Source organism: Streptomyces sp. NPDC046909, from assembly GCF_040644695.1.
GTDB lineage: Bacteria > Actinomycetota > Actinomycetes > Streptomycetales > Streptomycetaceae > Streptomyces.
The window spans coordinates 163,651-178,308 of record NZ_JBEYXC010000010.1 but is presented as its reverse complement, the minus strand read 5'-3'; the positions used below and the strand labels follow the sequence as shown (position 1 = coordinate 178,308).

Here is a 14,658-nt window from a genome sequence, read left to right as displayed (position 1 = left end):
GATGTTGTGCACCGAAGCGTTATGAGCAGGTGCGCCGGAACTCATCCCCTGCGCCCTCCCCTTCCGCTCGACCGACTCGTCCCCGAGAGACTCCACACCTCAAGGATGCGGCATCGCCGCCGAAACAAGCACCGGGCACGATTACCCGCGCCCCATAGGGGCGCGGGGAACTGCGCGACCAGCCACGACGCACCCGCAGCCGAGTTCTCAGCGAACCAGACCCCAACGGAAGCCAAGAGCGACGGCGTGCGCCCGGTCAGACGCACCCAGCTTCTTGAACAGCCGCCGAGCATGCGTCTTCACGGTGTCCTCCGACAGGAACAACTCCCGCCCGATCTCCGCGTTGGACCGCCCGTGGCTCATCCCTTCGAGGACCTGAATCTCACGCGCCGTGAGCGTGGGCGCCGCCCCCATCTCGGCGGACCGCAGCCGCCGAGGAGCAAGCCGCCAAGTCGGGTCAGCGAGCGCCTGCGTAACCGTCGCGCGCAGCTCCGCACGCGAAGCGTCCTTGTGCAGATACCCACGCGCACCCGCGGCGACGGCCAGCGCGACCCCGTCCAGATCCTCAGCCACGGTCAGCATGATGATCCGCGCACCCGGGTCGGCGGACAGCAGCCTCCGCACGGTCTCGACGCCGCCCAGCCCGGGCATGCGTACGTCCATCAGAATCAGGTCCGAGCGGTCCGCACCCCAGCGGCGGAGGACTTCCTCGCCGTTGGCCGCGGTCGTCACGCGCTCGACGCCGGGCACGGTCGCGACCGCGCGGCGGAGCGCCTCTCGGGCAAGCGGGGAGTCGTCGCAGACGAGGACGGATGTCATGGCCGCCCTCCGCAGCTGATGCACGTCACCTTGAGCCTCCAGGCTGGTACGAAATCGTCACCTGTGCGGTCGACCGTCTCGGACGCCTGCCCGAGCGCTTCGTTGTTTCAACCGCCTCCGCACTCTCAACGACGGTCACTCGAAAGAGTTACGGGGCCGTGTGCCATCTTCGGCACTCTACGTGAGGGTGCGGACACGGTGCAGACATGCGCGACGGACCCACAACGTTTCATCACAACCGGTGCCCCATTTGGCCCCTTTTCTTCCCTTTTGCTGGTGTCTGAGGCTAGATTCGCAATGAGTCATATTTTCATCTCCTTAGATCGCAGATGTACGGTCGTAGACACCGTATCCGCCACAGAACGGCTACAAGGGGTCACGCAATGGCAGATTTCTCCCGCCTTCCCGGACCGAACGCGGACCTGTGGGACTGGCAGCTTCTGGCTGCCTGTCGCGGGGTGGACAGCTCGCTCTTCTTTCATCCGGAGGGCGAGCGAGGAGCGGCCCGGAGCGCTCGCGAGAACTCGGCCAAGGAGGTCTGCATGAGATGCCCGGTACGCGCGCAGTGCGCGGCGCACGCGCTGGCGGTGAGAGAGCCGTACGGCGTGTGGGGCGGGCTGACCGAGGACGAGCGCGAGGAACTCATGGGGCGGGCCCGCAATCGGCTGGTGACGGCGTCATCGGTAGGCGGGCACGCCGTATCGAATCACGCGGTATCGAACAACTGAAGGAACGTTTCTCCAAGTAAGGGCACGCGCACGCGTGCCCTTACTCGCTTCCGCCGCTCACTTCCGCCCGGCCGCTCTCCCCAGCTGCTCCAGGGTCGCCGCCACCGCCGGCACCTGCGCCAGATCGGGCAGCGTCAGCGCGACGATCTCCCGCCGCACGGCCGGTTCCAGCGTGACCGTGCGCGCGCCCCGGGGCCGTACGGACTCGATGGCGAGCTGGGGCAGGACGGCGACGCCCAGACCGGCGCCGACCAGGCCGACCACCGCCGGATAGTCGTCGGTGGCGAAGTCGATGCGGGGGGTGAACCCGGCGCCCTCGCACACCTCGACCAACTGCCCCCGGCAGCGCGGGCATCCGGCGATCCAGGGCTCCCGCGCGAGCTCCCCGATGGCCACGGACCCGGCGCGCGCGAGCCGGTGCCGTTCGGGTACGAGGGCGACGAGCCGGTCGGTCAGCAGGGGCCGTACGACGAGGTCGGCCCACTCGCCTTCCTGCTCCCGGGCGGCTCGCTCGTACCGGAAGGCGAGGGCGACGTCGCAGTCCCCTTCCCTGAGCATCTCGACGGACTGCGGGGGCTCGGCCTCCTCCAGGGAGACCCGGGTGCCGGGGTGCGCGGCACGCAGTGCGGCGAGGGCCCTGGGTACGAGGGTGGAGGAGCCGCTGGGGAACGAGACGAGCCGGACCCGCCCGGCCCGCAGCCCCGCGATCGCGGCGACCTCCTCCTCGGCTGCGGTGAGGCCGGCGAGGATGCCGTTGGCGTGCCGGACCAGCGCCTCCCCCGCCTGGGTCAGCCGCATCTCGCGTCCGCTGCGCACGAGCAGCGGCGTGCCGACCGACGCCTCCAGGGCCTTCATCTGCTGGCTCACGGCGGGCTGGGTGCAGCCCAGTTCGCGGCCGGCGGCGGAGAAGGAGCCGGTGGTGGCGACGGCGCGCAGGACGCGCAGGTGGCGGGCTTCGATCACCCTCCGAGGATAAGCCAGGCTTTGATACGACGCCGAATAATGCGTAGCGGCTTTGGCGGCGGCCGCCTACCGTGCCGTCCATGAAGCTTCTGTCGGTGAATCTGGGCCGGGCCAAGGCCGTGTCGTACACGGACAACCCGGAGGGACTGACCGGGATCGACAAGCAGCCGGTGGCGGGGCCGGTGCGGGTGGCGGCGCCCGGGCCGAAGGGGATCGGCGGCAGCGGGCTCGCCGGGGACGACGTGTGCAAGCGGCAGCATCACGGCGGGGACGACCAGGCGGTGTACGCGGTGGCGCGCGAGGACCTGGACGACTGGGAGCGGGAGCTGGGGCGTTCGCTGGCCAACGGCGCCTTCGGGGAGAACATCACCACCCTCGGTCTGGACGTGTCCGGGGCGCTGATCGGTGAGCGCTGGCGCATCGGGCCCGAGGTGGTGCTGGAGATCACCAGTGCGCGGATTCCGTGCGGGACCTTCCAGGGCCACCTGGGTGAGGAGCGGTGGGTGAAGCGGTTCACCGCCAAGGGGGCGCCGGGGGCGTATCTGCGGGTGATCGAGCCGGGCGAGTTCCGGGCCGGGGACGCGGTCGAGATCGTGCACCGGCCCGACCACGACGTGACGGTCGCGCTGGCCTTCCGGGCGACGACCACCGAGCGGGCCCTGCTGCCCCGGATGCTCGCCGCGGGGGACGCGCTGCATCCGGAGGTGCTCCGGTCGGCGCGCGAGTATGTGGAGAAGTACGGGGAGAAGCAGGGGAAGCGTGAGGCCTGACGGCAGTCGGACGCTGTCGGTCCGGGTCACTAACCTTGCTCCATGACAACGGCATTGATTACGGGATCCACCGCGGGCATCGGTGCCGCGTTCGCACGGCGGCTGGCTGCCGACGGGCACAACCTGGTGCTCGTGGCCCGCGACACCAAGCGGATGCGCGAGCAGGCGACCGAACTTCACGACCGGCACGGCGTCGAGGTGGAGGTCCTCACGGCGGACCTCGCGGAGGACTCCGGCATCGAGTCGGTCACCACCCGCCTCTCCGACCGCCGCAACCCGGTCGACCTCCTCGTCAACAACGCGGGCTTCGGCAACAAGGGCCGCTACCTCGACGTCTCCATGGCCGACGAGCTGAAGATGCTCAAGGTCCACTGCGAGGCGGTCCTGCGACTGACCTCCGCGGCGACGGAGGGCATGCGCGAGCGCGGCCGGGGCGGCGTCGTCAACGTCGCCTCGGTGGCGGCCTTCGTCCCGCGCGGCACCTACGGCGCCTCCAAGGCCTGGGTCGTCCAGTTCACCCAGGGCGCCGCGAAGGACCTGGCGGGCAGCGGCGTACGCCTCATGGCCCTGGCCCCCGGCTTCGTCCGCACCGAGTTCCACGAGCGGGCCGGCATGGGCACGGACAACATCCCCGGCTGGATGTGGCTCGACGCCGACAAACTGGTGGCGGCCGCACTGCACGACCTCGCGCGCGGGAAGACGCTGTCGATCCCGGATGCCCGGTACAAGGCGTTGATGGGGGTGGTGAAGGTGGTGCCTCGGGGGTTGCTCGGGGGGATTTCCTCTAGGACGGGGCGGAAGTACGGGCCTCAGTAGGCGGTGGCGTGGGCGCGGTCCGGCGGCGCAGGAAGTCGATGGCCAGCGGGACCGTGCGGGGATCCGCGTGGGCCAGGGCCGGGAGTGCGTCCACCCAGGAGTCGTACTCCCCCAGCGCGTACGCGGCGAGTTCGCGGCCGAGGGCGGGGTCGACCGCCGGTACGAGCGCCGCGGCGGTGCGGGCCCGCAGGCCGGCCGGGGTCGTGCCCAGACCCGCGACCCGTACGGCCCGCTCGTGGTCACCGGCGGCCACGAGTGCCTTCACCAGGGCGTCCGTGGCACGGTGTGTCCGCTGTCCCGCGTCGATGTCCCTGGCCACCGACTCGGCTCGGTCCGGTTCACCGGCGGTCACGAGGGTTCCGATGAGGTCGTCGACCTTCCCGAGCCACTTCCCCTCCGCCTCGATGGACGCGGCCTCCTCGACGGTCCGCCAGGCCTCGTCGTGGTCGCCCAACGCCTGGAGGGCGAGGAAGCGGTAGCGCGCGACCGACCACCCATGACGCCCGGAAGCGGCCCCTGCCTCTTCCAACGCCACGCGCGCCTGCTCGAACCGCCCGGAAGACGCCAGCGCCGCCGCGAGCACCACGCGGGTCTCCGCGCTGAACGTTTCCGTCGCGGCCGCCTGCGCGTGGGCCACGGCCTCGGCCGGCCGCCCCGCGTCCACCAGATCCCGTACCGCCCCCTCCCGTAGCCACTCCGATTCTTCGCGCAGGCACGCGGTGATCTCCTCGCCCATCTCCCGTTCGAGCGCCGCGGCCCGGTCGTGGGCACCCGCGTGGATGAGGCTTCTCTCGATGTCCCGCCAGGCGCCGGTCACCCTGCCGACGTCGGAGAATTCCCCCAGGAGCGCCGCTGCCCGCTCCGGCTCCCCCATCTCGGCGAGGACTCTGACGACGTCGCAGACGAGCCAGTCGCGTTCGTCCGACCAGGTGAGCCGCGGAAGGTCGTCCTCGATGGCGTCGAGGACGAGGCGGGCGTCGTCGTCGCGGCCCACCTCACGGAGGGCGTCCGCCACGTCGACCCGTTGCTGGACGACGAGCAGGTCCGCGGCCCGGTCGCGCAGTCGGCTCTGCAGCCGGACGAGGTACGCGACCGCCTCCGCACGGTGTCCCCGCGCCGCCCAGGCGACCGCCCCGGTCACCAGCGCTTCGTCCCCACGGTCGTCACGGAGACCCGTCCTCTGCAGTTCCTCGGCCTCGGCGAACTTCCCCTCGGCGGCGAGCGCCTCGACGACCGCAGACAGCGCGTTCTCCCGGTCGTAGCGGTCGGTGATCAACTGTGCGTGCTCCCGCGCCTGGTGCAGCAGGCCGATGCGGGCCAGGCCCGTCACCGATGCGATGAGGGCGTCGTCGCGGTGGCCGGCGCCGGCTATCTCGCTGAACAGCCTTCCGGATTCCGGGTAGTTGGCGCGGACCAGTTCGGAGTACACGGTCAGCAGCAGGCCCGCGCGTTCCTCCGCGTCGGCGTCCCAGGTGCGGGCCGCCCGCTCCGCGTCCTCGAACTCACCTGCCCGGGCCAGCTCCTCCACCACGTCCCGCACCTGGTCGTAGGAGTCGGCCCGCTGCCACCCCTCGACGACCAGCGTGCGCAATCTGTCCTTCTGCCGGGAGTCCAACGGCTCGTAGTCGTCGAGCAGCAAGCCGATGCGCACCAGGTAAGCGGGTTCCAGCTCCGGGTGGGACTCCAGGAGGTCCAGCGCGCGGTCGATCTGCTCGGTGCCCAGCCGGATGCCGACCAGACAGGCGATCCGCCGGTGCTCGGGCCAGGTGTCGCCGCCGGACGAGGCGACCTGTTCCGCCCTGTCGTACAGGTCGAGTGCCATCAGCAGCTGGACGACGGCAAGGCGGGCGGAGGGCAGTCCGTACGTCTGCCGGCTTCCGCCCGCCTCGGAGGCGCTGTCCGACACTTCCGCCATGGCCTCCGCCAGTTCGGCCTCGGCCTCGGCGAGCAGGGTGCGGGCGTGCTCGGTCTTCTCGCGGACGGCGAGCGTTCTGGCCACCTGCGCCAGGCATTCGGCTCGTCGCTCGGGGTGCCGCAGGGTCCGGGCCGCGGCCTCCGCGCGGTCGTACTCGCCGAGTTCGGCCCAGGCCCGGGCGAAGTCCGCGGTGATCCAGGTGTTGCGGTCCAGCAGATCCGTGCGCCGCATCGCCAGGCGCAGCAGTGTCAGCAGGTCGACGGGCTGCCCCGCGCCGGTCAGCCGCTCCCGGACGAGCCGGATCTCCCGCAGCGCGGTGGCGTCCCCGCCGGTGACGGCGAGCATCCGGTCATGGCGTACGGGGTCCAGGGCGTGCCGGAGCATCCGGTCGAGGTCGCCGCAGCGGCGCAGTACGAGGAAGTGGTCCCGCAGCAGATAGGCGGGGGTGTCCTCCGGCCAGCCGCGCGTCGCGTGGTCGTCGGCCCACTCCTGCAGGGCGTCGCGGCGGCGCGTCAGCTCACGGGCGCCGATCATCTCCTCGGCCTGGACCCTGAGTTCCTCGTGGGCGAGGAGGTATCCCTCCGCGCGGGTGGCGAAGGTGCGGCCCACCATGGTGCGCAGGAGGTCGGTGACCTCGTACGGTGTCGCGCCGGTGAGGTGGGCGAGGTCGGCCGTCGTCAGGCTTCCTTCGGCGGCGGTGACGAACGCGAGCAGGTCGTGGGCGAGGCCCGGCCCTCGGAGCAGCCGCTTCAGTTCGCGCTCCGCCTCCACCCGGACCGCCTGGGCGTGCGGCGAGACGACCAGCTCCCGTGCGGCCGCCGGATCGCGGAGGGGGTGGCGCTCGGCGACGTCCTGCGGCAGCGGCGGATGGAGCCGGCCCGCGACCACCACCCGCATGCCCGCCTCCGGGTGCTCCGGGAGCAGGGCCGCGATGCTGTGGGCGTCCGGTCCTGTCGTGACGCCCCGGTCCTCGTCCAGCCCGTCCACGAGCAGGACGAGCCGTTCGCCACGCGTCGCGCAGGTCCGGGCCGCCGCCCCGTACAGACGCAGCAGGTGGGCCTCGCGCGTCGCCACGGTGAGATGGGCGGGCAGTCCCTCCCCGGCCAGCTCGGCCAGTTGTTCGCCCACGATGTCGACGTACGCCGTGGCGTCGTCGTGCGCACCGAGCCGTGCCGTGACGAAGAACGGGACCACCCGCGCACCCCGCGGCGGATGCAGCGCGAACCACGACATCAGCGCGGTCTTGCCCGCCCACGCCCCGGCTCGCCACCAGGCGTACGCCGGGCCCGAGGCGGCGGTGCAGAAGTCGGCGAGCTCGGCCAACTCGTGGTCTCGGTCGATGAGTTCGCGCGGGGCGATGCGGCGCACCTGTTCCCGGTACGCCGAGCGGGCCATGGGGGCTGTCGCGGTCATGGGGTGCACTACGACCTTGTTGTGGTCGCCGGTCACCGCCACCCCGATGTCACGGCCCGCCGAGACGGACCGGTCCCCCCGCGCCTCCATGGGCCCATGATGGCAAAGAGCGGGACAATGGACCCGTACAACCGGACCCAGGGGGCCGGAGGCGATGGTGTCATGACCTTCGTACAGCTCATCGACTGCAGAACCAGCCGCTTCGACGAGATGAACCGGCTGATGGACACATGGGTCGAGCAGACCAAGGGGAAACGGACCGCGACGCACACGACCATCGGGAAGGACCGGGGGGACGCGTCGCACTTCGTCGAGATCGTGGAGTTTCCGTCGTACGAGGAGGCGATGCGGAATTCCGGGCTGCCGGAGACGGACAAGATCTTCCGGGAGATGGTCGCGCTGTGCGACGAGATGCCGACGTTCACGGATCTCGACGTGGTGCGGGACGAGCAGCTGTACGCCGCCACCTGCCGGCGGTTCTTCGAGGCGCTGGCCGGGACGGAGGTGCCGTCGTTCGACGGGCTGCTGGTCGAGGACTATCACGATCATGATCCGTCGAACGAGCAGGACGTGATCGGGCTGGACGCGGTGCGGGAGGAGGTCGAGATGTGGAAGGGCGGCTTCGACTTCGAGTTCACCATCGACGACCAGCTGGCGCAGGGTGACCGGGTGTGCACCCGGTGGACCTGGCACGGGACGCACAACGGGGACTTCATGGGGATCCCGGCCACGGGGAAGCGGGTCTCCATGACGGGGACGACCATCCATCGGTGTGCCGCCGACGGGAAGATCGCCGAGGGGTGGTGGCAGTACGACCGGCTCGGGCTGATGGGGCAGCTGGGCGTGCTGGACGACCTGGAGCAGTAGGGCCGCCACTGGTACGGCGAAGGCCCGGCACCCGTCGCGCGGGTGCCGGGCCTTCTATGAAGCCGGGGCTTCTACGAGCTACTGGGCTCAGTGGGAGTGACCGTGGCCGTGACCAGCGGCCGCCGGCTCCTCCTCTTCCTTCTTCTCGACGACCAGGGTCTCGGTCGTGAGGAGGAGGGAGGCGATGGAGGCGGCGTTCTCCAGGGCGGAGCGGGTGACCTTGACCGGGTCGATGACGCCGGCCTTGACCAGGTCGCCGTACTCGCCGGTGGCGGCGTTGAAGCCCTGGCCCTTGTCGAGCTCGGCGACCTTGGAGGTGATGACGTAGCCCTCCAGGCCGGCGTTCTCGGCGATCCAGCGCAGCGGCTCGACGACGGCCTTGCGGACGACGGCGACACCGGTGGCCTCGTCGCCGGTCTTGCCGAGGCCGCCCTCAAGCACCTTCGCGGCGTGGACGAGCGCGGAGCCACCACCGGAGACGATGCCCTCCTCGACCGCGGCGCGGGTCGCGGAGATGGCGTCCTCCAGACGGTGCTTCTTCTCCTTCAGCTCCACCTCGGTGGCGGCGCCGACCTTGATCACGCACACGCCGCCGGCCAGCTTCGCGAGGCGCTCCTGGAGCTTCTCGCGGTCCCAGTCGGAGTCCGTGTTCTCGATCTCGGCCTTGATCTGGTTGACGCGGCCCACGACGTCGGCGGAGTCGCCGGCGCCGTCGACGATCGTGGTGTCGTCCTTGGTGATCGTGACGCGGCGGGCGGAGCCCAGCACGTCCAGACCGGCCTGGTCGAGCTTGAGGCCGACCTCCTCGGAGATGACCGTGGCGCCGGTGAGGACCGCCATGTCCTGGAGCATCGCCTTGCGGCGGTCACCGAAGCCGGGAGCCTTCACGGCGACGGCGTTGAAGGTGCCGCGGATCTTGTTGACGACCAGGGTGGAGAGGGCCTCGCCCTCGACGTCCTCGGCGATGATCAGCAGCGGCTTGGAGGCACCGCCCTGGATGACCTTCTCCAGGAGGGGCAGCAGGTCCTGGATCGAGGAGATCTTGCCCTGGTTGATCAGGATGTACGGGTCGTCGAGGACGGCCTCCATACGCTCCTGGTCGGTGACGAAGTACGGGGACAGGTAGCCCTTGTCGAAGGCCATGCCCTCGGTGAAGTCCAGCTCCAGCCCGAAGGTGTTGGACTCCTCGACGGTGATGACACCGTCCTTGCCGACCTTGTCCATCGCCTCGGCGATGAGCTCGCCGACCTGCGTGTCCTGCGCGGACAGCGCGGCGACGGCGGCGATGTCCGCCTTGTCGTCGATCGGGCGGGCGGTGGCGAGAAGGTCCTCCGACACGGCGGCTACGGCGGCGTCGATGCCCTTCTTCAGCAGCGCCGGGGAGGCACCCGCGGCGACGTTCTTCAGGCCCTCGCGGACCAGCGCCTGGGCGAGCACGGTGGCGGTGGTCGTACCGTCACCCGCGATGTCGTTGGTCTTGGTCGCCACCTCCTTCACCAGCTGCGCGCCGAGGTTCTCGTACGGGTCCTCGATCTCGACCTCGCGGGCGATCGTGACACCGTCGTTGGTGATGGTGGGGGCGCCGAACTTCTTGTCGATGACGACGTTGCGGCCCTTGGGGCCGATCGTCACCTTGACCGTGTCGGCAAGCTTGTTGACGCCGCGCTCGAGGGCGCGACGGGCGTCCTCGTCGAACTTCAGGATCTTCGCCATGGGAGCGGTTCAGCCCTCTCGGAAAACGTGGGTGTAAAAGCGAACTGCGCCCCTGACGCCCGGATTCATGAGGTCGCGGGGGCCCGGGGCGCAGCTCAAAAGCAAAGTGCTTCGGTGAAGAAGCGGGTCAACTACTTCTCGATGACCGCGAGGACGTCGCGGGACGAGAGGACGAGGTACTCCTCGCCGTTGTACTTGACCTCGGTGCCGCCGTACTTGCTGTACAGCACGATGTCGCCGACCTTCACGTCGAGCGGCAGGCGCTCGCCGTTCTCGAAGCGACCCGGACCGACGGCGAGGATGACGCCCTCCTGGGGCTTCTCCTTCGCGGTGTCCGGAATGACCAGGCCAGAGGCCGTGGTCTGCTCGGCGTCGAGCGGCTGGACCACGATGCGGTCCTCGAGCGGCTTGATGGCAACCTTGGAGCTGGCGGTCGTCACGATCCGACCTCCCCCTTCGGAGATCTCACGGGGTTAACTGTCTGAGGTGGCGACCAGGTGGATCCGTCGTCGCGGGTGCCGGACCTGCCCGTCGCTATTGGCACTCTCCAGGGGGGAGTGCCAGACCCGAGACTATGACCGCGATTAGCACTCGGTCAAGCGGACTGCTAATTCGCGGCGCGAGCCGAGCGGATTCGCGGCGCGGGCCGAGCGGATTCGCGGCGCGGGCCGAGCGGATTTCACCAGGGGCGCCGTGACTGTCCTGGCACCCTGCGTCGGCGCTGCCGCGACCGGGGGCTGCCGCCCCCAGACCCCCGCTTCGGCCCTGAAGGGGCCTCGTCCTCAAACGCCGGACAGGCTGAAATGCCCCGACCGGCGCCCTAGACGTAATCCTCCAGCCGCCCCACCCGCAGCCCCGCCCCCCGCACCTCCTCCAGCACCCTCTCCGTCCGCTCCACCAGCGTCATCCCGCTCGTCCCCATCGACGCCACGGACACGATGTCCCCCGGCAGCAGCCGCCGCTCCCCCGTCCCGTACGTCAGGCCCTCGTCCCCCATCGACGCCCGCCACAGCACGACCGCCTCGACACCGCAGTCGGCGGCGGCGCGGAGGGTCGTCGTGTCGTACGTGCCGTAGGGCGGGCGGAAGAGGCGGGGGCGGATGCCGAAGCGGGACTTGAGTTTGTCCTGCTGGCCGCAGATCTCGGCGCGCTGGCCGGCGTAGGGCAGGCCGCGCAGGGCGGCGTGGTCGAGGGTGTGGTTCTGGATCGAGGCGCCCACCGACTGGAGGCGGGCGAAGTGGCCGTACCCGGGTCCGACGACGCTGTCCGTGAGGAACATGCTGACGGGCAGCCGCTGTTGACGGACCAGTTCGACGAAGCGGGGGTCCTTCTCGGCGCCGTCGTCGTAGGTCAGGAAGACGACCTTGTCGGACGTGGAGATCCGCTTCACGACGGGCACGGCGGACCCGGCCCCGGACCGCGTCCCCTTCGCCCCGTACGTCACCGCCTTCCTGCCCAGCCGTTCGATGGGGTCGACGGACGGGGCGCAGCCGGTGAGCAGCGTGGCCGCCAGGGCCACGACGGCCAGTCCTCGCGCACTCACAGGTAGTCCTCCAGCCGGGCCACCGCGTACCCCTCGGCCGTGATCTTGTTCAGGAACCGGCGGATCATGTCGGGCATCGTGCCCTTCCAGTCCTCCCGGCCGCGGAAGTGACTCAGCACGATGTCCCCCGGGTGGATCGAGCGGTCCCACTCCCGGTACTCCCAGTGGTCGACGAAGACCTCCTCGTTCCAGATCGGCGCGTACTTCACCCCGCAGGCCTTCGCCGCCCGCAGCGTGTCCTCGTTGTAGTTGCCGAAGGGCGGGCGGAAGAGCAGCGGCCGCTTGCCGTAGCGCTTCTCGATGACGTCCTGCATGCCGCAGATCTCGCGCTTCTGCGCGGTGTACGACAGCCCCGGCAGGTACGGGTGGTGGAGCGTGTGGTTGTTGAGTACGACGCCCCGGACCCGCATCCGCTCGAAGTAGCCGTAGTCCTCCTTGACCAGGTAGTCGCTGAGGAAGGCGGTGTACGGGATCTTCAGCTCGCTCATCATCCGCAGGAACGCGGGGTCCTTCTCGGCGCCGTCGTCGATGGTGAGGAAGACGATCTTCTGCCGGGTGGGGATCGTGGTGAAGACGGGCGGCAGGCCCTGCTCGACGTGGTCGTCGACCTCGAAGCCCTTGCGGGTGGTGATCCTCGGCTTCTTCGCGGGCGGCGCCGGGGGCGTCAGCGGGACCTTCGCCAGGCCCCAGCGCTTGGCGGTCCTCGCCTGGGCGCGGAGCTTGGTGGCGTACGAGTCCAGGGCCCGGGCGGGGGGCGCCTTCAGGGGCTGCTGGCCGGGGGCCGGGCGGACCTTCGTGCTCTCGGCCTGCGTACAGCCCGAGGCGATCGCGGCGACGGCGAGGACGGCGACGCCGATCCGGAGGCGCAGCCCTTGACCCGACCGGCTTTTGTCATTTTGTACTACTGATCCCATGGCGCCGGATCCTCGCAGGTCACCGCCCTGATCCCGGGCCGACACCGCCGCCGGAGGCGCCGCGTCCTCCGACTGGCCCACAATGACCCGGTGAACGACCTCGCCCCCCTCCACGCCCTCCTCACTCCCGAGGGCCGCGCCCTCCTCGACGCGGTGCGCGGCACCGCCCCCGCCGACGAACTCGCCGTCGCCACCCGGCTGCGCCGCGAGCACCCCGCCGAACTGGTGTCGGCGGCGCTCGGCCAGGCGCGGCTGCGGCAGCGGGCGGCGGTGAAGTTCGGGGCGGAGGACGCGGGGCGGATGTTCTTCACGCCGAACGGGGTGGAGCAGTCGACGCGGGCGAGTGTGGCGACGTATCGCGCCGAGTGCTTCCAGGCGCTGGGCGTCCGGTCCGTCGCCGACCTGTGCTGCGGGATCGGCGGGGACGCGATCGCGCTGGCGCGGGCCGGGATCAGCGTCCTGGCGGTGGACCGCGACCCCTTCACCGCCGCCGTGGCCCGGGCGAACGCCGAGGCGCTGGGCCTTGCCGACCTGATCGAGGTACGGGAGGCGGACGTCACGGAGATCGACACGTCCCCGTACGACGCGGTGTTCGTGGACCCGGCGCGACGGGGCGGCCGAGGGCGCGTCTTCGACCCCGAGGCCTACTCCCCTCCCCTGTCCTGGGCCGTGTCCGCCGCCCTCAAGGCGCCGCTCGGCGTACTGAAGGTCGCGCCCGGCATCCCGCACGAGGCGATCCCCGCCGAGGCCGAGGCCGAGTGGATCTCGGACCGGGGGGACGTGAAGGAGGCCGTGCTGAAGTTCGGCGAGGGCCGGACACCGGGGGCACGGCGGGCGATCCTGCTGCCCTCGGAGGCCGGCATCTGGGCCTCGCCCGCCACCATGCTGCCGAACCCCGAAGTCCGCCCCGTGGGCCGGTACTTGTACGAGCCCGACGGCGCCGTCATCCGCGCCCACCTGGTCGCGCAGGTCGCCGAGGACCTCGACGGCGGCCTGATCGACGAGACGATCGCGTACATCACCGCCGACGAACTGCACGTGACCCCGTATGCCACCGCCTACGAGATCACCGACCAACTCCCCTTCAACGTGAAGAAGTTGAAGGCGCTGCTGCGGGAGCGAGGGGTCGGGATCCTGACGGTGAAGAAGCGGGGTTCGGCCGTCGAACCGGAGGAACTGCGGCGCAAGGTACTGCCGAAGCCGCACGGGAAGGCCGAGGCGACCGTGTTTCTGACGCGGGTCGCGGGGGCGCCGACGATGCTGATCGGCGCCCCCGCCTGAGCAGCGGGTTCAGCGCAGGGTGAGGCTCGTCTCGGAGTCGACGCGGGTCAGTTTCTCCGGGTTGCGGACGTAGTAGAGGCCGCTGATGTGACCGTCCTCGATGCGGAACGCCACGACGCCGTCGAACTCGCCGCCCAGACTGAGGGCGAGGGCCGGGTTGCCGTTCACGACGGTGGGGGCGGCGGTGAGCGTGGCGCCGTTCTTGGCCATGGCGCCGAGGATGAAGCGGGCCACCTTGGAGGCGCCGGTGATGGGGCGCGGGGCGGCGACCTTGATGCCGCCGCCGTCGTTCAGCATGACGACCTCGGGGGCGAGTACGTCGAGGAGGCCCTGCAAGTCCCCGGTCTCCAGGGCGTGTTGGAAGGACTCCAGGGCCGCCCGGGTCACCTTCACGGAGGCCGACCGGCGCGGGCGGCGGGCGTCGACGTGCTTGCGGGCGCGGTGCGCGATCTGGCGGACGGCCGCGGGGCTCTTGTCGACGGCGGCGGCGATCTCGTCGTACTCGATGTCGAAGACCTCGCGCAGCACGAAGACCGCGCGTTCGGTCGGCGACAGCGTCTCCAGGACGAGCATGAGCGCCATCGACAGGCTCTCGGAGAGTTCGACGTCCTCGGCCACGTCCGGTGCGGTGAGCATCGGCTCGGGGAGCCAGGGGCCGACGTACGACTCCTTGCGGCGGGTCATGGTGCGCAGCCGGTTGAGGGCCTGGCGGGTGGTGATGCGGACCAGGTAGGCGCGGTGGTCCTGGACCTGCTCCAGGTCGACGGCGGCCCATCTGAGCCAGGTCTCCTGGAGCACGTCCTCGGCGTCGGCGGCGGAGCCGAGCATCTCGTAGGCCACCGTGAAGAGCAGGTTGCGGTGGGCGACGAAGGTGTCGGTGGCCGGGTCGGTGCCGTGCTCGCTCATGTCTCTGGTT

At 70.7% G+C, this 14,658-nt stretch carries 13 protein-coding genes; 5 read left to right on the top strand and 8 right to left on the bottom strand.

Features of this window, described 5'->3' with window-relative positions; translation table 11 throughout:
- Positions 1–207: 207 nt before the first annotated feature.
- Positions 208–819, bottom strand: a complete 612-nt coding sequence (locus tag ABZ928_RS31410) for a response regulator transcription factor (protein WP_003948568.1) — start codon at positions 817–819, stop codon at positions 208–210.
- 383 nt (positions 820–1,202) lie between these two features.
- Here ABZ928_RS31410 and ABZ928_RS31405 point away from each other — a divergent pair, with 383 nt between their 5' ends.
- Entirely contained in the window at positions 1,203–1,547 is a 345-nt protein-coding gene (locus ABZ928_RS31405) for a WhiB family transcriptional regulator (RefSeq protein ID WP_361526277.1), read from the top strand.
- A gap of 57 nt (positions 1,548–1,604) precedes the next feature.
- Here the strand turns inward: ABZ928_RS31405 and ABZ928_RS31400 are convergent, their stop codons facing one another.
- The gene (locus tag ABZ928_RS31400) at positions 1,605–2,510 is read right to left on the bottom strand and encodes a LysR family transcriptional regulator (protein ID WP_361526274.1); all 906 of its coding nucleotides are present in this window, start codon (positions 2,508–2,510) and stop codon (positions 1,605–1,607) included.
- Positions 2,511–2,590: 80 nt separating this feature from the next.
- Between ABZ928_RS31400 and ABZ928_RS31395 the strand changes: the two genes are divergently transcribed.
- Positions 2,591–3,280 (top strand): MOSC domain-containing protein, encoded by a 690-nt coding sequence (locus ABZ928_RS31395; RefSeq protein ID WP_361526272.1) that lies wholly within the window; start codon positions 2,591–2,593, stop codon positions 3,278–3,280.
- A gap of 42 nt (positions 3,281–3,322) precedes the next feature.
- Positions 3,323–4,096: an SDR family oxidoreductase gene (locus ABZ928_RS31390; protein ID WP_361526269.1), complete on the top strand. Its 774-nt coding sequence runs from the start codon at positions 3,323–3,325 to the stop codon at positions 4,094–4,096.
- Here the strand turns inward: ABZ928_RS31390 and ABZ928_RS31385 are convergent.
- On the bottom strand, positions 4,065–7,514 hold the full coding sequence (locus ABZ928_RS31385) for a hypothetical protein (protein WP_361526267.1): 3,450 nt from the start codon (positions 7,512–7,514) through the stop codon (positions 4,065–4,067). The genes ABZ928_RS31390 and ABZ928_RS31385 overlap by 32 nt on opposite strands.
- 72 nt (positions 7,515–7,586) lie before the next feature.
- Between ABZ928_RS31385 and ABZ928_RS31380 the strand changes: the two genes are divergently transcribed.
- Positions 7,587–8,291, top strand: a complete 705-nt coding sequence (locus ABZ928_RS31380; protein ID WP_361526265.1) for an ester cyclase — start codon at positions 7,587–7,589, stop codon at positions 8,289–8,291.
- Positions 8,292–8,378: 87 nt separating this feature from the next.
- Here ABZ928_RS31380 and groL read toward each other — a convergent pair whose 3' ends face one another.
- The 4 genes from groL to ABZ928_RS31360 form a co-directional block, all read right to left on the bottom strand.
- Positions 8,379–10,004, bottom strand: coding sequence for a chaperonin GroEL (gene groL / locus ABZ928_RS31375; RefSeq protein ID WP_361526262.1), 1,626 nt, complete (start codon positions 10,002–10,004; stop codon positions 8,379–8,381).
- Between the two features lie 131 nt (positions 10,005–10,135).
- Positions 10,136–10,444: a co-chaperone GroES gene (groES, locus tag ABZ928_RS31370; protein ID WP_031477499.1), complete on the bottom strand. Its 309-nt coding sequence runs from the start codon at positions 10,442–10,444 to the stop codon at positions 10,136–10,138.
- A 380-nt stretch (positions 10,445–10,824) separates the two neighbouring features.
- The gene (locus tag ABZ928_RS31365; protein ID WP_361526259.1) at positions 10,825–11,547 is read right to left on the bottom strand and encodes a polysaccharide deacetylase family protein; all 723 of its coding nucleotides are present in this window, start codon (positions 11,545–11,547) and stop codon (positions 10,825–10,827) included.
- Positions 11,544–12,461: a polysaccharide deacetylase family protein gene (locus tag ABZ928_RS31360; protein ID WP_361526256.1), complete on the bottom strand. Its 918-nt coding sequence runs from the start codon at positions 12,459–12,461 to the stop codon at positions 11,544–11,546. Before ABZ928_RS31360 ends, ABZ928_RS31365 begins: the two co-directional genes overlap by 4 nt.
- Positions 12,462–12,551: 90 nt before the next feature.
- On the opposite strand from ABZ928_RS31360, the gene ABZ928_RS31355 reads away from it, so the two are divergent.
- The gene (locus ABZ928_RS31355) at positions 12,552–13,742 is read left to right on the top strand and encodes a methyltransferase domain-containing protein (protein WP_361526253.1); all 1,191 of its coding nucleotides are present in this window, start codon (positions 12,552–12,554) and stop codon (positions 13,740–13,742) included.
- Between the two features lie 9 nt (positions 13,743–13,751).
- On the opposite strand, the gene ABZ928_RS31350 is transcribed toward ABZ928_RS31355, so the two are convergent.
- Positions 13,752–14,648, bottom strand: a complete 897-nt coding sequence (locus ABZ928_RS31350) for an RNA polymerase sigma-70 factor (RefSeq protein WP_361526251.1) — start codon at positions 14,646–14,648, stop codon at positions 13,752–13,754.
- Between the last annotated feature and the right edge of the window lie 10 nt (positions 14,649–14,658).

Excerpts from the sequence above, each read along its gene's own strand:
- ABZ928_RS31410 (WP_003948568.1), bottom strand. The coding sequence starts at position 819 with ATGACATCCGTCCTCGTCTGCGACGACTCCCCGCTTGCCCGAGAGGCG.
- ABZ928_RS31385 (WP_361526267.1), bottom strand. The coding sequence starts at position 7,514 with ATGGAGGCGCGGGGGGACCGGTCCGTCTCGGCGGGCCGTGACATCGGG.
- groL (WP_361526262.1), bottom strand. The coding sequence starts at position 10,004 with ATGGCGAAGATCCTGAAGTTCGACGAGGACGCCCGTCGCGCCCTCGAG.
- ABZ928_RS31380 (WP_361526265.1), top strand. The coding sequence starts at position 7,587 with ATGACCTTCGTACAGCTCATCGACTGCAGAACCAGCCGCTTCGACGAG.
- ABZ928_RS31395 (WP_361526272.1), top strand. The coding sequence starts at position 2,591 with ATGAAGCTTCTGTCGGTGAATCTGGGCCGGGCCAAGGCCGTGTCGTAC.
- ABZ928_RS31405 (WP_361526277.1), top strand. The coding sequence starts at position 1,203 with ATGGCAGATTTCTCCCGCCTTCCCGGACCGAACGCGGACCTGTGGGAC.
- ABZ928_RS31390 (WP_361526269.1), top strand. The coding sequence starts at position 3,323 with ATGACAACGGCATTGATTACGGGATCCACCGCGGGCATCGGTGCCGCG.
- ABZ928_RS31360 (WP_361526256.1), bottom strand. The coding sequence starts at position 12,461 with ATGGGATCAGTAGTACAAAATGACAAAAGCCGGTCGGGTCAAGGGCTG.
- ABZ928_RS31350 (WP_361526251.1), bottom strand. The coding sequence starts at position 14,648 with ATGAGCGAGCACGGCACCGACCCGGCCACCGACACCTTCGTCGCCCAC.